21 protein-coding genes are annotated in these 21,701 nt (G+C 61.2%); 8 read left to right on the top strand and 13 right to left on the bottom strand.

Annotated features, from left to right (window positions below; all coding sequences use genetic code 11):
* The first annotated feature begins 7 nt into the window (after window positions 1–7).
* Together ACMUVN_RS00715 and ACMUVN_RS00710 are read left to right on the top strand one after the other, a co-directional pair.
* Window positions 8–349 carry a hypothetical protein gene (locus ACMUVN_RS00715; protein ID WP_047611342.1) on the top strand — a complete coding sequence of 114 codons (342 nt, stop codon included), beginning with the start codon at window positions 8–10 and terminating at the stop codon, window positions 347–349.
* 195 nt (window positions 350–544) lie between these two features.
* Window positions 545–1,465, top strand: a complete 921-nt coding sequence (locus ACMUVN_RS00710; RefSeq protein ID WP_127430172.1) for a sugar kinase — start codon at window positions 545–547, stop codon at window positions 1,463–1,465.
* A gap of 151 nt (window positions 1,466–1,616) precedes the next feature.
* Here ACMUVN_RS00710 and gstI read toward each other — a convergent pair whose 3' ends face one another.
* Window positions 1,617–1,805 carry a glutamine synthetase translation inhibitor GstI gene (gene gstI / locus ACMUVN_RS00705; RefSeq protein ID WP_414814788.1) on the bottom strand — a complete coding sequence of 63 codons (189 nt, stop codon included), beginning with the start codon at window positions 1,803–1,805 and terminating at the stop codon, window positions 1,617–1,619.
* Window positions 1,806–2,238: 433 nt separating this feature from the next.
* Between gstI and ACMUVN_RS00700 the strand changes: the two genes are divergently transcribed.
* Both ACMUVN_RS00700 and ACMUVN_RS00695 read left to right on the top strand, forming a co-directional pair.
* The gene (locus tag ACMUVN_RS00700) at window positions 2,239–3,279 is read left to right on the top strand and encodes a glutamine synthetase beta-grasp domain-containing protein (RefSeq protein ID WP_047611346.1); all 1,041 of its coding nucleotides are present in this window, start codon (window positions 2,239–2,241) and stop codon (window positions 3,277–3,279) included.
* A gap of 238 nt (window positions 3,280–3,517) precedes the next feature.
* Window positions 3,518–4,699, top strand: coding sequence for a glycosyltransferase family 4 protein (locus ACMUVN_RS00695; protein ID WP_063474501.1), 1,182 nt, complete (start codon window positions 3,518–3,520; stop codon window positions 4,697–4,699).
* 5 nt (window positions 4,700–4,704) lie between these two features.
* Here the strand turns inward: ACMUVN_RS00695 and ACMUVN_RS00690 are convergent, their stop codons facing one another.
* Complete coding sequence (locus tag ACMUVN_RS00690) at window positions 4,705–5,718, bottom strand: alpha/beta hydrolase (protein WP_414814787.1); 1,014 nt, start codon at window positions 5,716–5,718, stop codon at window positions 4,705–4,707.
* 161 nt (window positions 5,719–5,879) lie between these two features.
* Here ACMUVN_RS00690 and ACMUVN_RS00685 point away from each other — a divergent pair, with 161 nt between their 5' ends.
* Entirely contained in the window at window positions 5,880–6,317 is a 438-nt protein-coding gene (locus ACMUVN_RS00685; RefSeq protein ID WP_063474499.1) for a MarR family winged helix-turn-helix transcriptional regulator, read from the top strand.
* Window positions 6,318–6,609: 292 nt separating this feature from the next.
* Here the strand turns inward: ACMUVN_RS00685 and der are convergent, their stop codons facing one another.
* The 3 genes from der to ACMUVN_RS00670 form a co-directional block, all read right to left on the bottom strand.
* Window positions 6,610–8,025, bottom strand: a complete 1,416-nt coding sequence (gene der, locus ACMUVN_RS00680) for a ribosome biogenesis GTPase Der (RefSeq protein WP_047611354.1) — start codon at window positions 8,023–8,025, stop codon at window positions 6,610–6,612.
* Between the two features lie 16 nt (window positions 8,026–8,041).
* Complete coding sequence (locus ACMUVN_RS00675) at window positions 8,042–8,725, bottom strand: tetratricopeptide repeat protein (protein ID WP_063474498.1); 684 nt, start codon at window positions 8,723–8,725, stop codon at window positions 8,042–8,044.
* Between the two features lie 326 nt (window positions 8,726–9,051).
* Window positions 9,052–9,636: an NnrU family protein gene (locus ACMUVN_RS00670; protein WP_063474497.1), complete on the bottom strand. Its 585-nt coding sequence runs from the start codon at window positions 9,634–9,636 to the stop codon at window positions 9,052–9,054.
* A gap of 392 nt (window positions 9,637–10,028) precedes the next feature.
* On the opposite strand from ACMUVN_RS00670, the gene ACMUVN_RS00665 reads away from it, so the two are divergent.
* A complete protein-coding gene (locus tag ACMUVN_RS00665; RefSeq protein WP_414814786.1) occupies window positions 10,029–11,018 on the top strand; it encodes a polysaccharide deacetylase in 990 nt (329 codons plus the stop codon).
* A gap of 210 nt (window positions 11,019–11,228) precedes the next feature.
* Here the strand turns inward: ACMUVN_RS00665 and sbmA are convergent, their stop codons facing one another.
* Both sbmA and ACMUVN_RS00655 read right to left on the bottom strand, forming a co-directional pair.
* A complete protein-coding gene (gene sbmA / locus ACMUVN_RS00660; RefSeq protein WP_063474495.1) occupies window positions 11,229–12,494 on the bottom strand; it encodes a peptide antibiotic transporter SbmA in 1,266 nt (421 codons plus the stop codon).
* Window positions 12,495–12,620: 126 nt separating this feature from the next.
* On the bottom strand, window positions 12,621–13,805 hold the full coding sequence (locus tag ACMUVN_RS00655) for a YbfB/YjiJ family MFS transporter (RefSeq protein WP_174824438.1): 1,185 nt from the start codon (window positions 13,803–13,805) through the stop codon (window positions 12,621–12,623).
* Window positions 13,806–13,970: 165 nt separating this feature from the next.
* Between ACMUVN_RS00655 and ACMUVN_RS00650 the strand changes: the two genes are divergently transcribed.
* Window positions 13,971–14,546 (top strand): PadR family transcriptional regulator, encoded by a 576-nt coding sequence (locus tag ACMUVN_RS00650; protein WP_047611365.1) that lies wholly within the window; start codon window positions 13,971–13,973, stop codon window positions 14,544–14,546.
* Window positions 14,547–14,778: 232 nt separating this feature from the next.
* Here the strand turns inward: ACMUVN_RS00650 and map are convergent, their stop codons facing one another.
* The 6 genes from map to glpK form a co-directional block, all read right to left on the bottom strand.
* Entirely contained in the window at window positions 14,779–15,537 is a 759-nt protein-coding gene (gene map / locus ACMUVN_RS00645; RefSeq protein WP_183904826.1) for a type I methionyl aminopeptidase, read from the bottom strand.
* Between the two features lie 39 nt (window positions 15,538–15,576).
* The gene (locus tag ACMUVN_RS00640) at window positions 15,577–16,638 is read right to left on the bottom strand and encodes an LLM class flavin-dependent oxidoreductase (protein WP_063474692.1); all 1,062 of its coding nucleotides are present in this window, start codon (window positions 16,636–16,638) and stop codon (window positions 15,577–15,579) included.
* A 250-nt stretch (window positions 16,639–16,888) separates the two neighbouring features.
* Window positions 16,889–17,356: an SRPBCC family protein gene (locus tag ACMUVN_RS00635; RefSeq protein ID WP_063474494.1), complete on the bottom strand. Its 468-nt coding sequence runs from the start codon at window positions 17,354–17,356 to the stop codon at window positions 16,889–16,891.
* A 100-nt stretch (window positions 17,357–17,456) separates the two neighbouring features.
* Window positions 17,457–18,716, bottom strand: coding sequence for an RNA polymerase sigma factor (locus ACMUVN_RS00630; protein ID WP_047611372.1), 1,260 nt, complete (start codon window positions 18,714–18,716; stop codon window positions 17,457–17,459).
* On the bottom strand, window positions 18,713–19,087 hold the full coding sequence (locus tag ACMUVN_RS00625) for a YciI family protein (protein ID WP_011653034.1): 375 nt from the start codon (window positions 19,085–19,087) through the stop codon (window positions 18,713–18,715). The genes ACMUVN_RS00630 and ACMUVN_RS00625 overlap by 4 nt, the downstream gene beginning before the upstream one ends.
* 163 nt (window positions 19,088–19,250) lie before the next feature.
* Window positions 19,251–20,744: a glycerol kinase GlpK gene (gene glpK, locus ACMUVN_RS00620; protein WP_132572791.1), complete on the bottom strand. Its 1,494-nt coding sequence runs from the start codon at window positions 20,742–20,744 to the stop codon at window positions 19,251–19,253.
* 158 nt (window positions 20,745–20,902) lie between these two features.
* Here glpK and ACMUVN_RS00615 point away from each other — a divergent pair, with 158 nt between their 5' ends.
* Window positions 20,903–21,679: a 3-hydroxybutyrate dehydrogenase gene (locus ACMUVN_RS00615; protein WP_132572794.1), complete on the top strand. Its 777-nt coding sequence runs from the start codon at window positions 20,903–20,905 to the stop codon at window positions 21,677–21,679.
* The last annotated feature ends 22 nt before the right edge of the window (window positions 21,680–21,701 follow it).

Raw genomic sequence — 21,701 nt, 5'->3', positions numbered from 1 at the left:
CGCTTACATGAAATCGAAAATATCAGCTTTGATCGCACTCGCCGCCACGATGGTCGCCGCCTCCGCCGGTTCGTCGCATGCCGAAGATCTGAACTTCAAGCTCACCAACGGAACGAACTCCGTCCTGACGCGCTTCTACAGTTCGCCGACCGGCGTCGGCGAATGGGAAGAAGACGTCTTCGGCGACGACGTTCTCAATCCGGGCGAGAGCATCGATATCACCATCGCCGATGGCCGCACCGTCTGCAAATACGACATGCGCTTCGAATTCGAGGAAGGCTCAAACCTCGCAACCACAGAAGATACGCAGGATCTTTGCGCGATGGGCAGCTATACCATCCACGAATAGGCATCCTTCTGAAAGCCCGCCTTCGCCTCGTCGGTGAAGGCGGGCTTTCATCTCCCGTGATATCGGCGCTTGTCACTCCGCCCGGCTCCGCGTATCAGCGAATGAAGAGCAGCGGATAATCCGCCAATTCAAAGTGATAGAGCGTCCGTAGCGTGTCCTGTTGGATCTGCAGCGCTCTCATGCCGGGAGGACAAGGTGAGCAGACGGTTTCTATCGATCGGTGAATGCATGGTGGAGCTCTCGCAGGCAGGCGATGGCCTGCTGCGCAAAGGCTTCGCCGGCGATACCTTCAACACCGCCTGGTATGCCCGCGCCTGCCTTGCCGCCGATTGGTCGGTCGATTATTTCACCGCTCTCGGCGACGATGCCATGTCGGACGAGATGCTGGCCTTCATCGACAAATCAGGCATCGGCACGAGCCTGATCCGCCGCATCAGGGGCAGGACGCCCGGCCTCTATATGATCAACCTGAAAGACGGCGAACGCTCCTTCAGCTATTGGCGCGACAGCTCTGCCGCCCGCAGCCTGGCCGCCGACCCGGATCGCCTGCGCGAGGCGGTGGAAAGCGCTGCCGTTATCTATTTCTCGGGCATCACCCTTGCCATCCTGCCGCATGAGGATGCTGAGACGTTGCTCGCCGAGGTCCGCCGCGCCAAGGCCGCCGGCAAGCTCGTCGTGTTCGATCCGAACATCCGTCCCCGCCTCTGGTCGAGCTACGACGTCATGCATACGACGATCAGCGAGGGCGCCCGCTCCTCCGTGATCGTCATGCCGAGCTTCGACGACGAGGCCGCCCATTTCGGCGACGATTCCATCGAGGCAACGATCCACCGCTATCGCACGCTGGGCGCTGTCGATATCGTCGTCAAGAACGGCGCAGACGGAGTAAGGTTGAATTTTGCCGGCGAGGAGACCTTCGTTCCAGCCGAAAAGGTGAAGAAAGTGGTGGACACCACCAGCGCCGGCGACAGTTTCAACGGCGCCTTCCTTGCCCGCTACCTTGAGACCTCGGACGCACTGGCCGCCGCCCGCTTCGCCGCAAAGGTCGCAGCCCGCGTCGTCAGCGAACACGGCGCATTGGTCGCAAAGGAAAAGCTTGGATTGGATCGCGGCTGAACCCGCGCTGACAACACCCTACGAACGCTGCCCCCGCCTTGTCGGCATCTCCTGCACCGCGCGCCAGGGAAGCACCGCTGCCTTAGATCCCCGCACGAGCCAAAAACTCCGCTTTACCGGGTCGGGTGCCAGGAAAATCAGGATTTCGAAATCAGGACTTCTTCGGCCGATCGGACTCGCGAACCGCCTCGTCATGATACCAGCAGCTGTCGAGCGCATCGCAGACATCGGCCGCCTCACGCTCCATCAGCCGGGCGCGTTCGAACCGGTTGGTGGCCCGCATCGACTTGACGGGAAACTGGTAGATCGTTGCGGATTCACGATGGAAACCGGTGGGCATGAGATCGCCTCCATTCAGCACGGCGCATCAACATTCAGGACCATTACCATAGCACGATGCACATAGTTTATGCAAATTGCACAATATATATGCATTGTTGTAATTATAGCCGCTCGACATGCTGACCAGGCCGAAAGCTTCCGCCTATTTGTTCAACACTTCATCATTTCAGCCCTAACGCCTCAATTTTCATCCGGTTCCGAAGCGAAAAAGCCGCCTTATGCTTGAAGATAGGGCCCTCGACCGTCAAATCGGGCTGTTTTTGGAAAAAGAAAAATGCGCGTCGACTGGCTGATTCGCGATTTTTCTTTGGCCCGGCAGCTGAACTGGCACGCTACATGCTTTTAAAGCGTCATCCCCTGGCGGTCGGATGCGCTTGCGCGCCGAGATCGTCTCCGGATTTGCTCACCTTCGTAGCATTGAGAGAGTCACGATGACAAAATATAAGCTCGAGTATATTTGGCTCGATGGGTACACTCCGGTACCGAACCTGCGTGGCAAGACGCAGATCAAGGAATTCGACGCATTCCCGACGCTGGAACAGCTTCCGCTCTGGGGCTTTGACGGCTCCTCGACGCAGCAGGCTGAAGGCCGCAGCTCCGATTGCGTGCTGAAGCCGGTCGCCATCTATCCCGACCCGGCCCGCACCAACGGCGCTCTCGTCATGTGCGAAGTCATGATGCCGGATGGCGTCACGCCGCACGCATCGAATGCTCGCGCCACCATCCTCGACGACGAAGATGCCTGGTTCGGCTTCGAGCAGGAATATTTCTTCTACCAGAACGGCCGTCCGCTCGGCTTCCCCGAGCAGGGCTACCCGGCTCCCCAGGGTCCGTACTACACCGGCGTCGGCTATTCGAACGTCGGCGACGTTGCCCGCGAAATCGTCGAAGAACATCTCGACCTCTGCCTCGCTGCCGGCATCAATCACGAAGGCATCAATGCCGAAGTGGCCAAGGGCCAGTGGGAATTCCAGATTTTCGGCAAGGGCTCCAAGAAGGCCGCCGACCAGATCTGGATGGCACGCTACCTCTTGCAGCGCCTGACCGAAAAGTACGGCATCGACATCGAGTATCACTGCAAGCCGCTCGGTGACACCGACTGGAACGGCTCGGGCATGCATTGCAATTTCTCGACCAAGTACATGCGCGAAGTCGGCGGCAAGGCCTATTTCGAAGCGCTGATGGCGCAGTTCGAAAAGAACCTGATGGACCACATCAACGTCTACGGTCCTGACAACGACAAGCGCCTGACCGGCAAGCACGAAACGGCTCCGTGGAACAAGTTCTCCTACGGCGTTGCCGACCGTGGTGCTTCGATCCGCGTTCCGCACTCCTTCGTCAAGAACGACTACAAGGGCTATCTGGAAGATCGCCGCCCGAACTCGCAGGGCTGCCCCTACCAGATCGCTTCGCAGGTTCTGAAGACGATTTCGGAAGTTCCGACAGCAAGCTCGGCTTCCGCTGCCGCTTAACCTCCCAAACGGCGCCGGTCCATGACCGGCGCCGTCATCCTTTCCGTAAGAGAATTGCGATCGACCGCTGACATATTCGCGGGGATCGAGCCGCTAAGGCCCTCTAGATGCTGGCATGCGGCTGTAATATTTCCATCATGGTCATGCCTCAAAATAGAGAAGCGGGAATCGCCGTTCCGGAACCCCGCTTTGGGGTTGAGCGTTGCCAGATCACTGCAACGCAGATGGAAATCGTGACATGTTGCAACGTCCGGCAAACACTTATAGCGGCGAAAGCTGGGCCAGTGCCGCAGCCGCCGGCAATCTGCCGGAACGGCTGGTAATCGTCACCGACGCCTGGCATCCGCAGGTGAACGGCGTCGTGCGCTCGATCGAGAACACCAATCGCGAGCTGGCGAAGATGGGCGTCGAGGTTTCGATGGTGACGCCGGAGCGCTTCCACAGCATCCCCTGCCCGACCTATCCCGAGATCCGCCTGTCGATCGCCAATTACCGCCGCGTCGCCCGCGAGATCGAAAAGCACAATCCTTCCTACGTGCATATCGCCACCGAAGGCCCGCTGGGGCTCACTGCCCGGCGCTGGTGCCTGCGCAAGCGCATGCCCTTCTCGACAAGCTATCACACGCGTTTTCCGGAGTATGTTTCTGCCCGCTTGCCGATCCCGCAGAGCTGGCTCTATGCCTTCGTGCGCTGGTTCCACAATGGCGGTGCCGGTTGCATGGTGGCGACACCGAGCCTTGCCCGCGAGCTATCGGCGCGCGGCATCAAGAACCTGATGCCTTGGACCCGTGGCATCGACGCCTCGCAATTCCACCCCATGCCGCTTGAAGACGAGCCTTTCGGCCTCCCCCGTCCGATCTTCATGACGGTCGGTCGCGTCGCCTTGGAAAAGAACCTGCCGGCCTTTCTCGATCTCGACCTGCCCGGCTCGAAAGTCGTCGTCGGCGACGGCCCGGCGCGCGCCGAACTGGAGCAACGCTATCCCCAGGTACACTTCACCGGCGTGAAATTCGGTGAGGATCTGGCGAAAATCTATGCCCAGGCCGATGTCTTCGTCTTTCCCTCGCTCACCGACACCTTCGGCAATACCATCCTCGAGGCGCTGGCATCGGGCGTTCCGGTCGCAGCTTATCCGGTCACCGGCCCGCTCGACATCATCGGTGAGGACAGTGAAGTCGGGGCACTCGATGCCAACCTGCAGATCGCCTGCCTTGCCGCCCTCTCCGCCTCGCGGCAGAAGGCGCGTGAGCTCGCCATGCAATATTCCTGGGAAGCAGCGACCCTGCAGTTCATCAACAATATCCGCGCCGCCAACGGCATCATCACGCCGAAATGGAAGAAGGCCTGGCAATTTGCCAAATCGCTTCCAAGAAGCAGAAAGCCCGGCGAAACCGCCGGGCCTCTCCCCTCCGCAGACTGATTGGTTTACTTGTGAAGCGCGCTGCGAAGCGTGTCGTTGGCGACCGCAATCGCGCTGCGTGCGGCAGGCGTTTCGGCAATCGCGTTCAGCAGCACGAAGTCATGGATCGTGCCGTTATAGCGCATCGACGTGACCTTGACGCCAGCTTGGCTAAGCTTGCGAGCGTAAGCCTCCCCCTCGTCGCGCAGCACGTCGTTTTCGTCAACGATGACGAGCGCCGGTGGCAGGCCGTTCAGCTGCTCCAGCGAGGCCTGCAGCGGTGAGGCCGTCGGCTGCTTGCGCTTGGCTTCATCAGGCAAATAGGCGTTCCAGAACCACTTCATCGCTTCCTTGGTCAGCCACGGGCCATCGGCGAACTGGTTGTAGGACCCGTTGTCGAAATTGGCGTCGGTGACTGGGTAGAACAGCACCTGCTGATCGATGGCAGGACCGCCGCGTTCCTTGGCAAGCAGTGTCACCACCGCCGCCATGTTGCCGCCGACGCTATCGCCGGCGACCGCGAGCCTGCTGGCGTCGACCTTGAACTCCTTGGCGTGTTCGGCGACATATTTGGTCGCAGCATAAGCCTGCTCGATGGCGACGGGATAGCGGGCTTCCGGCGAGCGTTCGTAATCGACGAAGACGACAGCGGCATCGGCGCCGTTGGCGATCTCGCGCACCAACCGGTCATGCGTATCCGCATCGCCCAAAACCCACCCGCCGCCATGGAAATAGAGAATGACCGGCAGCGTGCCCTTGGCATGTTCCGGGCGGATGATGCGCAGCTTGATGCTGCCTGTCGGGCCTGCCTTGATGACCCTGCCCTCTTCCTGGGCAGCAAGCATCTTCACGTCGCCCTTCTGCGCCCCGGCCAGGACATCGCGGGCATCGGCCGGCGAGAGCGTGTAGATCGGCGCGCCACCGGCCAGCCCGTCGATGAATTTCTGCGTTGCCGGTTCCAGTACCGGATCAGCAAGCGCGCCAGCGGCGGAAGCTGCGAGCAGTGCGACTGCGGAAACTGCGGTCTTGATGGTCGACATTGTCTTGTCCTCTCGGTTTCGATGTTCGTTGTGAACACCGAGTTTATATCGCGCACGATTATTTATCGGACAATTTAAATTTAGTCATGGCTGCCATGCATAAAAATCGCTTCCGATTATTTATTGCGCGATATAAATTTCGTCAGTTCCGGAGACAAGCCATGCAGGATCAGCTGAAGCTCGACAATTTCATCTGCTTCGCCGTCTATACGGCAGGCCACGCACTGAACCGCGTCTACAAGCCGCTGCTCGATGCTCTGGGACTTACCTATCCGCAATATCTGGCGATGGTTTCTCTATGGGAGCAGGATGGCCAGACCGTCGGGGGCCTCGGCGAAAAGCTCTTCCTGGAATCGAGCACGCTGACCCCGCTGCTGAAACGCCTGGAAACCGCTGGTTATGTCAGACGCGAACGCAGCCGGGAGGACGAACGCGTCGTCGTCATCCGCTTGAGCGAAGAAGGCCTTCGCCTGAAGGAAAAGGCGATCGGCATTCCCGGCTGCATCGCCGCTGCCAGCGGCCGCGATGCCGTCGATCTCACTCGGCTGCAGAGCGAGATCGTGGCGCTGCGCGAGGCGTTGAATAGAAGCGTGGCTTAGCTGTTGAACAGCAGATGGCTATCACAGAGCTTGTGATAGCCCCTTCTGCCCTGCCGGGCTCGGGGTCGAACCACGGGTCTGACCCGTCCTTCGGACCCCCTACAGGTTGGGAGATCGGCTGGGCGTGATGGCTTCCCCAAACAACTGGCCATCACATGAACCGCAAATTTAAGGCGAGGCATAGCTTCTTGCCGATCTCCCCTTGTGGGGGAGATGTCAGGCAGGCCAAGCGTGTGCCACACGGCACACGCCCCAACTTCACAAAACGCCGGCAATCATTGCAAGCCCAGCTCTACGTCCGCCTCTTCTTGCCTTCGAACGGATTGTCCGGCGAGCGGAAATGGATGCGGATCGGCACGCTCGGCATGTCGAAATCGGCGCGCAAGCCATTGATCAGGTAGCGCGTATAGGATTCCGGCAGCGCATCGGAGCGGGTGCAGGAGATCATGAAAGCCGGCGGGCGGGCTTTGACCTGCGTCATGTATTTCAGCTTGATCCGGCGGCCGGAAACCGCCGGTGGTGGATGTTGGATCTGCTGCGTCTCCAGCCAGCGATTGAGACGCGCCGTCGAAATGCGTTTGTTCCAGACCCTGTCGGTATCGATGATCGACTGCATCAGCTTGTCGAGTCCCCAGCCGGTCTGGCCGGAGATCGGCACGGCGCGGATGCCGCGCGCCTGCGGCAGCAGCCGGTCGGTCTTTTCGCGCAGGTCGGCAAGCACCGCCTGCCGGTCTTCGATCATGTCCCACTTGTTGAAGGCGAGCACGGCCGCGCGCCCCTCGCGCAGCACCAGGTCGACAATCTGCAGGTCCTGCTTCTCGAAGGGGATCGTCGCATCGAAGACGATGACGACGGTTTCGGCGAAGCGGATGGCGCGCAGCGCATCGGCGACCGAGAGCTTCTCCAGCTTCTCGATCACCCGCGCCTTGCGGCGCATGCCTGCGGTGTCGAACATCTTGATGGTGCGGCCACGCCAGTCCCATTCGACCGAGATGGAGTCGCGGGTGATGCCGGCCTCCGGCCCGGTCAAAAGCCTGTCCTCGCCGAGGAAACGGTTGATTAGTGTCGATTTGCCGGCGTTCGGCCGGCCGACGATCGCCACCCTGAGCGGCTTGGTGTCGTCATAGACGGGCTCTTCGTCCTCGTCCTCACCCGCAGTCTCGGAAATGTCGACGTCGGTGACGGCAACATCTTCCTTCGCATAGGCCCGGTCCTCGCCGATCGCCGCGACGATCGCGTCGCGCAGGTCGATCATGCCCTGTCCGTGTTCGGCCGAAATCGGCGTCGGTTCACCGAGGCCGAGTGTATAGGCGTCGTAAAAGCCGCTGTCGGATCCGCGCGCTTCGGATTTGTTGGCGACCAGCACCACCGGCTTGCCGCGCCGGCGCAGCATTTCCGCAAGGGCGGTGTCCACGGGCGTCAGCCCGCTTTTGGCGTCTACGACGAAAAGCGAAAGATCTGCCTCATCGATCGCCGCTTCTGTCTGCGCGCGCATCCGGCCCTGCAGGCTTTCCGCGTCGGCCTCTTCCAGACCGGCGGTATCGATGATCGTGAAGGTCAGGCCCATCAGCCGCGCATCGCCCGGCCGGCGGTCGCGGGTCACGCCCGGCGTGTCATCGACAAGCGCCAGCTTCTTCCCCACCAGTCGGTTGAAAAGCGTCGACTTGCCGACATTCGGACGACCGACGATGGCGACCGTGAAACTCATTCTTTTTCCTTAAAACTCAGCCCTGTGCGGCGGGCGCCTTGCCGGATGCGGTAATGAGATCAAGCATCATATGGGCGCGATTGGCAACATTGCGCGGGCTATCGGTATCATCGACGATCGACTGGAACCACTGGCGCGCCTGCGCCATGTTGCCGGCCTTATAGGAGGCAAGGCCGAGCGCTTCGCGCGCCGAATGCCGGAAGGCGTTGCCCGGCACGGCCATTTCCTCGATCGCAGCCGAAACCTGCTCGTAGCTGCCATTTTCGATGAGCAGCCAGCCGGCGCGCATTCTGGCGGCATCGCGCACGGCGGCAGGAACACCATTGTCCTTGCCGATCTCGTTGAAGGCGGCGATCGCCGCGCTAGCGTCGCCCTTCTGCGCCTGGACCGTCGCGGCCCGCATGCGCGCCAGCACCGGATAGGCGCCGTGGCCTTCCTTCTCAAGCTTGTCGAGCGCGGCCAGCGCCTCGTCGTTCTTATTCTCGTCGGCAAGCTTCATCGCCGCCAGGAACTGGTCGCCGGTGCCGGAGGAGCGGTTGTTGTCCCAATATTCGTAGACGACCTTGCCGGCGGTGCCGACGACGATCAGGATGGCAACGGCAATGATATAGCGGCCGAACCGGCGCCAGACGCCCTTCATCTGGTCAGACCGCAATTCCTCATTGACTTCACGGATGAAGCTGTCGTCGTTGAATGCCATTCTCGTCTCCGGCCGCGGAAATACCCATACACATGCAAAACGCATATTGTCGGCCTTCTACTCCATTTTGCCGCTGTTGTAAGGGGGATGTGAAAGATTAGAGCAATTCCAGGAAAAGTGCGAAGCGGTTTCCCAGGCAAAGCGCGAAGCGCTTTTGCCGGGAATTGCCTAAAACAAAAAATTAGAGCGGTTCTGCGCTTCCATGAAAAGCTGAACCGCCCTATCCCTAACGCGTCCGACAGGACGCACTAAGGACGCTCTAACACTTTGAATCCGCGCATAATCCTTTCCGAAAATCGGAATCGATTTTTGGGGTTATGCGCCGGTCACATCACGAGCGGCGAGACCCCGATCAACCATTCGTGCAGCTTCCAGATGATCAACGCCCAGGCGACGACGCCGATGACGACGGCATAGAGGTCGTATTTGGCCGAGACGAAGGGCCGGACCACAATCTCGCCCGCCCGCTGCCGCCGTTTGAGCGAGATGCGCAGAATGACGCCCCAGGCGAGAAAGGCTGCAAACAGCAGCACCGAGGACGTCTCGCCATTGGCGAGCAGATGCGCCAGCGCCCAGATCTTCACCGACAGCACCATCGGATGTTTGGTCTTCGTCGCGATATGCCCCGCCGGCAGCAGCGAGGCGACGAGACAGATCAGTGCGATCAACATTAGCGTAATCGCGATATGCGCCGTCCAGACCGGCGGATTGTAAAGCATGCCGGTCACCGCGCGCGCCTGCCCGAAACCGTAGATCAACAGGATCAGCGTGGCCAGACTCGCGATCGAATAGGCCGCCCGCCAGCCCGTCTCGCCGAGGCTTGCGATCATCGAACGCCGGAAACCGGGGGCCACCACCCGCACCAGATGCACTCCGAGGAAAAGTATGATGCCGACGATAAGCAATGTCATTGCGAGTCCCTTCCGTGCCGTTTGTCATGGCTTAGAGCCTTTCCTGGTCAGATTGAAGCATTCTGTTGGCTCAAACGGAGTCAGATGGTCGACCGGCCGGCGCGCGTCGTAGCCCAGTTCTACGGCCAAGCCGGCCGGTCGATCAGCCGGCCCGTTTCAGCCAACCCGAAGGGCCGGGCATCTTTCCGCCAGGATCAAAGGCGATCGGCTCGGACGTACCGTGGGGTATGCCCTTCGCCAATCGCCTCTGCCCTGACGAAAACCTGCTCCGGCAGAATGCTTCAAGCTGACCAGGAAAGGCTCTAACGGCTGGCGTAAATAAATGCCAGCGAGACCGCAGCTTCGCCGCATTTCTGTTAGAGGGAAACCGCGAACAAATTGTCGCGGTGTCCATGTCCCGTTTTTTCCTCTCCGCCTGTCTGGCTGCCTCGTTCCTGCTCCCGGCAACCGCCGAGGCGGCCGACCGGCCGAAACAGCTCGTCATCATTTCCTTCGACGGCGCCCACGACAATGCGCTGTGGTTGAAGAGCCGCGAGATGGCCGCGAAGAACGGCGCCCACTTCACCTATTTCCTCTCCTGCACCTTCCTGATGAACGATGCGGCGAAGAAGGCCTATCAGGCGCCGCACCAGAAACGCGGAAAATCCAATGTCGGCTTCGCCCAGAGCGACGACGAGATCCGCGAACGCCTTGGCAATATCTGGCACGCCCATCTTGAAGGCCACGACATATCGAGCCATGCCTGCGGCCACTTCGACGGCCGCCAATGGAGCGAGGCCGACTGGTCGGCCGAATACGCGACCTTTCACGCGACGCTGAAGAATGCCTGGAAGAGCGTCGGCCTCGAGGAGCCGGCCGGCTGGCAGGATCTGGTCGACCACGGCATCAAGGGCTTTCGCGCCCCCTATCTCTCGGCGACAGCGGGCGCCGACATGACCGCCGCAGAAAAGAAGGCGGGTTTCAGCTATGATGCGAGCCTTGTCACCAAGGGCCCGGCCATGCCCGTCGAGGAAGACGGCATCATCCGCTTCGGCCTGCCGCTGATCCCCGAGGGCCCGAATGAAAAGCCGATCATCGGCATGGACTACAATCTCTTCGTCCGCCATTCCAAGGGCGAGGAAGACACGGCCGATTCCGCCGAATTCGAGGCGCGCGCCTATGCCGCCTTCAGGGAGGCATTCGACAAGCAGTATGCCGGCGCCCGCATCCCGCTCCAGCTCGGCTTCCACTTCGTCGAAATGAACGGCGGCGCCTACTGGCGCGCCCTCGACCGCCTGGTCAGCGACGTCTGCCACCGGGCTGACGTCGCCTGCGTCAGCTATTCGGAAGCGATCCCGATGATCGAGGCGCGCGGGAAGCTGGAGCGGGCGTCGGGTCTCTGACGGCGTGGCACCACATCAGGATTGATGGCACCATCGCCGAGACGGCGCATCATGCCGCCCCTCATCGCCCTACGGGGCATCTCTTCCCAAGGGGAGAAGGAGGAATCGAGACCTTGCGGCAAGTCTCTTCTCCCCAACGGAGGGAAGGTGCCGGCGGGCAGATGAAGAGCCCCACGCGCCGACATTTGGATCACGGACAAGTCCCGTCCATCAACCGTCAGCATGCACGACGCCCGCGTCACGCTCCAGGTAGCGCTGGTCGATATCCGGCAGCGGCTCGTCGTCGATTGCCGCTTCGAAGGCCTTGAGGCGCTTGTGGATGGAGAGCAGCTCGATGATCGTTGTCCAGGAGTTGACGAGATACTGGAACGAGTTGCTGACCTGTCCGAAGGCGGTCGAGATCTGCTGGAAGATCCCGTAGGTGATGGCGCCCGCCACGATCGTCGGCACCAGCATGAAGACCACGAAGAGCGCGTCGGCCTGGATATAGAAATAGCGGGCGACATTGAAATACATGTAATGAAAATACATCCGGTAATAGTTCCTACGAACGTTGCCGAAGAGCTCACTGACTGTCAGCGGCTGAGCCCGTTCCGCATGGTCCTCGCCATAGACCAGTTCCTTGCGATAGGCTGCTTCGACGCGCTGATTGCGGAAGTTCAGGCCCGGCAGCTTGACACCGGCGACCGCCAGCAGAACCGTGCCGAACGCCGACCAGAAGAGCGCCAGCCAGAAGAGTGAATTCGCCACCGGCCCGACGAATGGCAGTTCCGTCACATAGTGCGATAGCGCCAGAAGGATCGGCAGGAATACCACAAGCGTCATCACCGAGTTGATGAGGCTGATACCAAGACCTTCGAGCGTGCTCGAAAAGCGCATCGTGTCTTCCTGAACGCGCTGTGAGGCACCTTCGATGTGACGCAGCTTTTCCCACTTCGACATATAGAAATTGTTCATCGCCGTTCGCCAGCGGAAGATGTAGTGGCTGGTGAAGAAGTCGGTCATGATCGACACGAACATGCTGAGAAATGCGATCTGACAAAAGATCCACATCAGGCTGTAGAAATTGTCGACGGAAATGCCCGGCTGCTTCGACAATGCGTTCTGCAGAAGATCGCCGAACGGCCGGCGCCAGTTGTTGATCACCACGGTGATCTGAACGCCGAAATAGGTCACGAAGATGATCAGTGCCGAACCCCAGATCGACCACAGTTTCCAGGGGTGGCGCAGCGCCTTCAGATGCCATGCGCCGCAGAAGATCACTGCCGAAAGGAAGAAATAGCTGTAAAACCAGACGTTTTCTGGGAGCAGGAAAAACGAAAGGTCGATCGGCTGCTGTTCCTCGGCAACCGGTGCGAAGCCCAGCGATGCGCCGAGACCGGCAGCGAAGAGATACCAGCCGGCAATGGAAATCAGGGTCCAAACGACGAGTGAAGTAAAGAACGCCTTTGGCTGTGGAAAAAAGGAATGAAACACGGGAGGGCTTTGCTTTCCTGAACTGTGAGTCTCGGGAGTGTCGTGGAACACGGATTGTGCCGGAAACTAAGGCAGTTCCAAGGAAGCAGCAATGGGTTCGGCCCATTGTTACGGAGATGTAACCGGTTAAGCGATTTTCCTGATCACCGGCATGACAAGCGCTGCGCAGGCGACGAGCGCGATGGCGGCAATCACCGTCGGGACGGTGAAACTGCCGCTGCGCTCGGCAATCCAGCCGGCAACAACAGGCCCGACGATCTGGCCGACGCCGAAGGCGGCCGTCATCATCGCCAGGATCCGCCGCGGGCTCTGAGGCGAAAGCTTGCGGCCGATCTGCAGCCCGTAAGCCGTGATCGCCAGGAAGGTCGCCCCAAACAGCGCCCCGCCGATCAGCGGTGCGACGGCAGGCGGCAGCGCCACGGTCGCGGCCACGCCCGCGGCCTCGACCAGAAGGGCCGCGACATAGACGCCGCCAAGCCCCAGCGATCTGACCAGTGGCTTCCAGGCAAACAGCGCGACCGCCGCCGTCAGGCCGGCGATGAACCAGCAGAGGAATTCGACGAAGGGCCCGGTTGCAGAAAGGCGCGCGATGGTGACGAGGAAGGTCGCGGTGATGACGTAGCCGAAACCGAACAGGCCGTAGGAGAGCGTCAGCAGCACCATCGGCTGGTTCCAGACCAGCGCCGGTTCCCTGCCCGCCTGCGCCGATTGCGCCGGCGCCGCCGGCAGCAGCAGGAAAACGACGACGAGGCTTGCCGCGCAATAGAGCGCCCCGCCGATCCAGTCGGCCCGCCAGCCGCCCGACCCATCGTGAAAGCCGAGGCCGATCAGAAACACCATGACTGAGGACAGCGCGATACCCACTCCCGGCCCACCAAAATGCGCCGCCTGCACGTGGTCATTGCCGGCAGCAGCTCCGTGACTGAGCACGATCGACGAGGTGAAGACCAGCGCAAAAGCGCTGGCGAGGCCGGCCAGGAAGCGGATGACAGAGAAGATCGCGACGGAATCGGTGGCAGCCATGGCGGCAAGCAGGATCGCCGTTGCCAGCAGCGACAGCAGCGCAACCAGCCGCTCCCGACCCGCCGCCCAGCCATAGGCGGCAAGCACTGCGCCGACGAGATAACCGACGAAATTCGCCGACGCAATGAAGCCGGCATCCGCGGCCGAAAGCGGCACGCCGCTGATCATGCCCGGCAGGATGGGCGTATAGGAGAAGCGCCCGAAGCCCATGGCGGCGGCCATCGCAACGGCGCCGGCAGCGGCAGTGGAGACAAGGTTCGGCCGGGAGTGACGGGTGCGCTCGAGCATGCAGCGCTTATCGCGCCGCAACATCCGCACCACAATCAAGTAATTCTGATCGATCGATCAATTTCCCCGAACATCAAAAATTCTCGGCCGCACTTGAAAGCGGTTATCGTAAGATATATGTTTTACGACATAGCTAACGATACATCCAACGATGAAAGGAAGGCAATGAGAGGTTTTAAAGGCGGCATGTTCGGCGGAGATTTCCGCATGGGCCGCAAATTCGCGGCGGGCGATCTGCAGCTCGTCATCCTGGCACTGCTCGCTGAGCAACCGCGCCACGGCTACGAATTGATAAAGATATTGGAAGAACGTTCGGGCGGCTTCTATGTGCCGAGCCCAGGCGTCATCTATCCCGCACTCACCTATCTCGAGGAAACTGGCCTTGCCGAGGTGGAGGCTGAGGGCGCCAAGAAGCTCTACCGCATCACCGAGGCCGGCCGCAGCCGCGTCGAGGAAAACCGCGCCATGATCCTGCATACCTTCGCCAAGCTGGAACGCATCGGCGAGAAGATGGCCCATGTGAAGCGCGTCTTCGAAACCGATCGTCACGGCGCCGACGAGGGCGATGACGGCGATTTCATGCAGGATGGCGGCGATATTCGCGCCGCCCGCATGCTGCTGCGCTCAGCCCTGCGCATGCGCTATCCCTGGTCGAAACCCGAAGCCGCCCGCATCGCCGGCATACTGGAACGTGCCGCCACCGAAATTCTGCAGGGCGGCAGGCCGGAAACGCGGGGGTGAAGACGGGGTTGGCGCCGACGTGCGTCGGGTTCGAGGACGCCGCACCGCTCCCCCAAGAGGAGCCTCTCATCCTGGTGCGCCCCGCAGGGGCCTCGAAGGGCGAGGCGGGTGCACTGACGCCGGATGAATGCAAGAAGCGACAAGCAAGTATGATCCTTCGAGGCTCCGCCCTACAGGCTGCGCACCTCAGCAACGGCAACCTACAAGGATGAGGAACGTTGGCGAGCTGCCCCTACCCCCGCGCATCCGGCAAGGTCAAAACCACCGGGCCGTTGCGAGTCGCCACCACCGTGTGCTCATATTGCACGGTCGGCGCCTTGGGATCGGCATAGAGTGTCCAGGCATCGTCGCCGCCCTCGGCCCATGTGGCACCGAGCGAAAGGAACGGCTCGACGGTGAAGACGAGGCCTTCCGTCATCATCCGCTTTTCCGAAGGGTCCGGCCAGGTCGAGAGCTCGGCCGGCTCCTCGTGCAGCGATCGCCCGACCCCGTGGCTCGCCAGATTGGCGACCAGCGTATAGCGGTTCTTCTGCGCAAAGGCGCCGACTGCGGTGCCGATCTTGGCCAGCGGTTCGCCCGATTTCACCTGGTTGAGCCCGACCCAAAGCGCCCGCTTGCCGTCGCGGCAAAGCCGTTCGATCTTCGGCTTGACCGGCGGCATCGCGAAGGAGGCGCCGGTATCGGCGAAGAAACCGTCCTTCTCCGCCGAAACGTCGATATTGATGAGATCGCCGGCGCGGATGACGCGCGGGCCGGGAATGCCGTGGGCGATTTCCTCATTGATGCTGATGCAGGTAGCACCCGGAAACTGGTAGCAGAACTCCGGCGCCGAGCGCGCACCTGAATTCTCGAGCACCTTGCGGCCGATCCCGTCGAGCTCCAGCGTCGTCATGCCGGACTCCATCGCTGCCGCCATCACCTGGATGGCGTTGGCGCAGATGCGGCCGATCTCCTTGAGCTTTGTCAGTTCGTCGTCGTTTGCGATAACCATTCGTCTGTCCCGGCCGTGCGCAGGGCGGCCGCGGCCACCTCAAGCTGAGGCTTTCGCCCCTTCACCCTTTTCAGTCAATGCCTTTCTGACGATCGGCGCGACTTTCGTCCCGTACAGTTCAATACCACGCATGATCTGATCATGCGGCATCAGGCCGATCGCCATCTGCAGCAGGAAGCGGTCGTTCCTGAAAAGCGCGTGATGGGCGATGATCTTTTCGGCGACCGCCTCGGGATCGCCGACGAAGAGCGCGCCGTTCGGCCCGCGCGACATATCGAAATGCGCCCGGTTCGTCGGCCCCCAGCCGCGCTCGCGGCCGATGCGGTTCATCACTTCGGCCTGCGGCCCGTAAAACTGGTCGGCGGCGGCCTCCGTCGTATCGGCGATAAAGCCATGGACATTGATGCTGGTCTTCAGCTTCGCCTGGTCCTGCCCTGCCCGGCGCGCAGCCTCGCGGTAGAGATCGAAGAGCGGCGCGAAACGGCGTGGCTCACCACCGATGATCGCCAGCGCCACCGGCAGCCCGAGCGCCCCGGCGCGCGCCACCGACTGCGGCGTGCCGCCGACGGCGACCCAGAGCGGCAGCGGATCCTGCAGCGGCCTGGGATAGACGCCGCGCCCGTTGATCGGCGCGCGAAGCTCGCCCTTCCACTCCACAACCTCGCTGTCGCGCAGCGCCAGCAGCAGATCGAGCTTCTCCTCGAAAAGCTGGTCGTAGTCTTCGAGATTATAGCCGAATAGCGGGAAGGACTCGATGAAGGAGCCACGCCCGGCCATGATCTCTGCCCGGCCGTTGGAGAGCAGGTCGAGCGTCGAAAACTGCTGGAAGACGCGCACCGGATCGTCGGAGGAGAGCACGGTGACCGCACTGGTCAGCCGGATGTTCTTGGTTTTGACCGCGGCCGCGGCCAATACGACAGCAGGAGCGGATGCCGCATAGTCCGGCCGATGATGCTCGCCGAGCCCAAAGACATCGAGCCCCACCTGGTCGGCGAGCTCGATTTCCTCGATCAGGTTCTTCAGCCGCTCCGCCCCTTCGACACCTCTGCTGCCGGCAGGGCTCGGATTGACGTCGGCAAATGTGTAAAGCCCCAGTTCCATCATCGGCATCCTATTGAATTCCCGGCTGAGATAAGGATGGCTGGGATGGAGCGCAAATACAAATTGTGGAACGGAATGTTCGAGAATTTCGATGGCGGCATGATGTGTTTGGTGATCAGGCAGAGCGATCGATTAATTCGAATCTGAATTCAACCACTTCGAAGCGCCGGCGGATTCATCTTTCGAACCGCCTTAGATCGTACTTGAAGCGGCTGGACGGCGCACCCTCGCCGCGCCGTCCAGCCGCCGCTCACATCTTCGCCAGCAGCTCCGCCAGCTGATCGGCAGCCTTGCCCCACCCTTCGTGGAAGCCCATCTTCTCATGCGCTTCCTTGTCCTCGGCGCGCCAGTGCAGCGCCTTGGCCGTATATCTGGTGCGACCGTTGCCCAGATCTTCGAGCAGGATGACACCTGTAAAGAAAGGTTTCTCGGATGGTACCCAGGCGCTGGTATAGGCATCTGTGAAGACGATCTTCTCATTCTCGATGATCTCGAGATAGACGCCGCGGTTCGGATACTGATTGCCCTCGGGATCATGCATGACGACGAGACTGGAACCGCCGGGGCGGACGTCGAGCGTTGCGTCCGCCACACCCCAGGGACGCGGCACGAACCACTGCTTCAGCAGATCGGGATTGGTCCATGCCTTGTAGATCTTCTCGCGTGGCGCGTCGAATTCGCGCACGAGGACGAGTTCATGTTGCGTGCTGGCGGTCATTGCGACATCTCTCCATTTGAATGAAACCTGTCTCCTGTCAGGTTGTTACAAGGACGTGTCGACGTTCGCCGTTCCGACAGCGTACCGGCCTTTTCGGATTTTATTTTGCGATCGGCTGCGTGGCCTCTTCCTGCATCTTGTCGATCTGCCTGCGGATATGGGCGGCCTCGGCGGCCGAGTGGGCCAGGGCAATGGCGCGGTCGAAGGCTTCGCGCGCCTGGCTGGTCAGGCCAAGCTGCTTCAGCAGCCCGCCCCGTAAGCCGTGGTAGTAAAAATAGCCGCCGAGTTTTTCGCCAAGCGGATCGATGAGATCGAGCGCATCCTGTGCACCTTGGAGCTTGGAGACGACGACGGCCCGGTTGAGCGTTATTACAGGCGACGGCTGAAGGCGCTCCAGCGCGCGGTAGAGCAGGTCGATCTCCACCCAGTCGGTATCCCCAGCGCGTTTTGCCCGGGAGTGAACGGCGGCGATGGCTGCCTGCAACTGATAGGGGCCAGGCCGACGATGGCGCAGCGCCTTGTCGAGCAGCGCTAAGGCCTCGTTGATGAAGGGCTGGTTCCAGAGCGACCGGTCCTGATCCTCGAGCAGCACGATCTCGTCCTCGGCGCTGAAGCGCGCCGGCCGGCGCGAGATCTGCAGGAGCATGAGCGCAAGCAGCCCCATCAGCTCCGGTTCCGACGGGAAGATATGCAGCATCAACCGAGCCAGCCGGATCGCCTCGTCGCTGAAGGCAGCCGCCTCATGCCGGGGATCGGCCTGGCTGTAGCCCTCGTTGAAGATCAGATAGATCATCGTGCTGACGATCGAGAGCCGTTCGGCCCTTTCCTCAGGGCTCGGCGTTTCGAAAGGCACCCCTGCCTTGGCGACGCGCGCCTTGGCCCGGGTGATGCGCTGCTCCATGGCGCTTTCGGACACCAGGAAGGCACGCGCGATCTGCGGCACCGAAAGGCCGGAGACGATGCGCAGCGCCAGGGCGATCTGTTGGGTCGCCGGCAGGTCCGGGTGGCAGCAGATGAAGAGAAGCCGCAGAATATCGTCGCGATAATGGGAATCATCGAGCCGCTCGACAATATCGCTTTCGGCATCCTCGGTATCGGAGATGACGTCCTCATCCGGCAGAGCCTGGGTCTTCGCTCGTTTGCGCACAGCATCGATGCCGCTGTTTCGGCCGACGAAGATCAGCCAGGCTGTGGGGTCACGCGGCGGCCCTTTCTCCGGCCATGTCCGGATCGCCCTCAGGCACGCCTCCTGAAAAGCCTCTTCCGCGATATCGAGATTGCGGAAATAGCGCAGCAGCGCGCCGAGCGCCTTCGGGCGGGCCGATGCAAGCGCGAGGTCGATCCAGGCAATGTCTGTCATGATGAAGCATCTCCGGGCCTGAACACGTAGAAAGGCCGAATTTCGTAAGAGGTGGAACCTGGATTGACGGATGAAAGCTGCTTCGAGAAGGCGATCGCCTCGTCGAGCGTTTCGAAGTCGACCACATAGAAGCCGAGAAGCGCCTCCTTCGTTTCCGCAAAGGGCCCGTCGATGACCAAGGGTTCGTCCTTGCCCTTGCGCACGGTGGTCGCAGCGGTCGTCGGCATCAACCGGCCGACGGGGCCGAGTTTGCCGGATGCGGCAAGCGGCTCCTGCACGGCATAGAGTTTCTCCATGACGGCAGCTTCCTCCTCCTTGCTCCAGGCAAAGACGGTTTCCTCATGGGCGTAACAAAGGATTGCATAAAGCATCGCTCACTCCTCTTTCCGAATGACGAAGGAGTACCGCCTTGACCGACAGCGCGCATCAAAAAATTATGGGCGGAGATTCGTGATCTGCGGAGCACGGGCGGCGCCGTAGCTGAAGAATAGCGGTGCATCTCCTGGGACGAACGGAACTACATCCCGGCGCTGATCACCCCTCGCTCAAGGTCCGCTTGACCGCGTTCTTCCAGCCCTTGAGCTTTGCCGCCCGCAGCTTCTCATCCATATCGGGCTCGAACCGCCGATCCCGCTTCCACCTCGCCGAAAAACCGTCCTTGTCCGGCCACACCCCTGCCCGGCTGCCGGCGAGCCAGGCGGCCCCCAGCGCCGTCGTCTCGAGAATGACCGGGCGGTCGACCGGGGCATCGAGCAGGTCGGCAAGGCGCTGCATCGTCCAGGTTGAAGCGACCATGCCGCCGTCGACGCGCAGCACCGTGTCTTCTGTGCCGTTCTTCCAGTCCTTTTGCATGGCGTCGAGCAGGTCACGGGTCTGGTAGCAGACGGCTTCCAGTGCCGCCCGGGAGAGCTCCGCCGGACCGCTGTTGCGCGTCAGCCCGAAAATTGCACCGCGCGCCTTGGCATCCCAGTGCGGCGCGCCGAGGCCGGTGAAGGCGGGCACGAGATAGACTTCCTGTGTCGGATCGGCCTTTTCGGCCAGCGCGTTGGTTTCGGCGGCGCTGTCGATGATGCCGAGCCCGTCCCGCAGCCATTGCACGGCGGCACCCGCGATAAAGATCGAACCCTCCAGTGCATAGGTCGTCTCGCCGTTCAGGCGATAGGCGATGGTGGTCAGCAGCCGGTTTCTGGAACGCACCATATCGGCGCCGGTGTTCAGCAGCGCGAAACAGCCGGTGCCGTAGGTCGATTTCATCATGCCCGGCGCAAAACACGCCTGGCCGATGGTCGCCGCCTGCTGGTCACCGGCAACACCGAGAATCGGGATCGCTGCACCGAAGATGTCGGGATTGACCGTGCCGAAATCGGCGGCGCAATCCTTGACCTCCGGCAGCATGGCGGCCGGCACCCTCAGAATGTCGAGCAGATCCTCGTCCCACGTATTTTCGGCAATATTGTACATCAATGTGCGCGAGGCATTGGTGGCATCGGTGACGAAGCTCTTGCCACCCGTCAGCCGCCAGATCAGGAAAGTGTCGATCGTGCCGAAGCAGAGATCGCCCCTGGCGGCGCGTGCCCGCGCGCCTTTTACGTTAGCCAGCATCCAGGAAAGCTTCGTGCCGGAAAAATAGGGATCGAGGATCAGGCCGGTCTTCTTGGTGAACAGCCGCTCCAGATCCTGCCTTTTCAGATTGTCGCAATAGCTTGCCGTGCGCCGGTCCTGCCAGACGATGGCATTCTGGATCGGTCGCCCTGTTTCGCGCTCCCAGACGACGACGGTCTCGCGCTGGTTGGTGATGCCGAGTGCTGCGAGATCCTTGGCCTCGATCCCGGCGTCGCGCAACGCCATGTGGACGGTGGAGACGACCGAATCCCAGATTTCCTCGGGATCATGCTCGACCCAGCCGGAACGCGGATAGATCTGGGTGAATTCCTTCTGGCCCTTGCCGGCGATACGCATATCGCCGTCAAAGACGATCGCCCGCGTCGATGTCGTTCCCTGATCGATCGCCAGAACATATCCGCTCATGAAAACCCTCCCTCAACATGTCAATTGTCGAGGCAAATCAATAGGACACGGATGCGGGCGAGAAAAGCGAATAAAGCGGAATTGCCAGCCCGACGGCTTTGGGCATAACCTCGCAAATAACGCTGCAACGCAGCATCGCGATTTCAGGAGTGAAAAGCATGAGCAGAACAGTCGTCGTCACCGGCTCCACCAGCGGCATCGGCCTTGCGATCGCCACGGCCTTCGCCGAAATGGGCGACAACGTCGTCATCAACGGCTTCGGAAAGGTCGATGAAATCAAGGCGATCGTCGAGCGGCTTGAATCATTGTCCAAAGGCCGGGCGATCTATCATCCGGCCGACATGACGAAGCCCGCCGAGATCGCCGACCTGATCGAAACGGCTGACAAGACCTTCGACACCGTCGACGTCCTGGTCAACAATGCCGGCATCCAGCATGTCGAGAAGATCGAGGATTTCCCGATCGAAAAATGGGATCAGATCATCGCGATCAATCTGTCGAGCTCCTTTCATACCATGCGCGCCGCGATCCCGCTGATGAAGGCCAGGAAGTACGGCCGCATCATCAACATCGCCTCGGCCCACGGGCTCGTCGCCTCCCCCTTCAAATCCGCCTATGTCGCGGCAAAACATGGTATATTAGGCCTGACGAAGACGGCAGCACTTGAACTTGCCGAATTCGGCGTGACCGTAAACGCCATCTGCCCCGGCTATGTGCTGACACCGCTCGTCGAGAAGCAGATCCCGGATACCGCCAAAGCCCGCGGCATGACCGAGGAGCAGGTGAAGAGCGAAGTCATCCTCAAGGCGCAGCCGACGCGTGAATTCGTCAAGGCCGAGGAAATCGGTGCACTGTCGCTCTACCTCGCCAGCGACGCGGCCCGCCAGGTGACCGGAACGCATATCTCGATTGACGGTGGCTGGACGGCGGCTTAACCATTTGGAAAAAATAACCGGG

The organism is Rhizobium sp. IY2 (assembly GCF_047532935.1).
GTDB lineage: Bacteria > Pseudomonadota > Alphaproteobacteria > Rhizobiales > Rhizobiaceae > Rhizobium > Rhizobium anhuiense.
The sequence above is the reverse complement of the archived record's forward strand: the minus strand, read 5'-3'. Positions and strand labels throughout refer to the sequence as shown.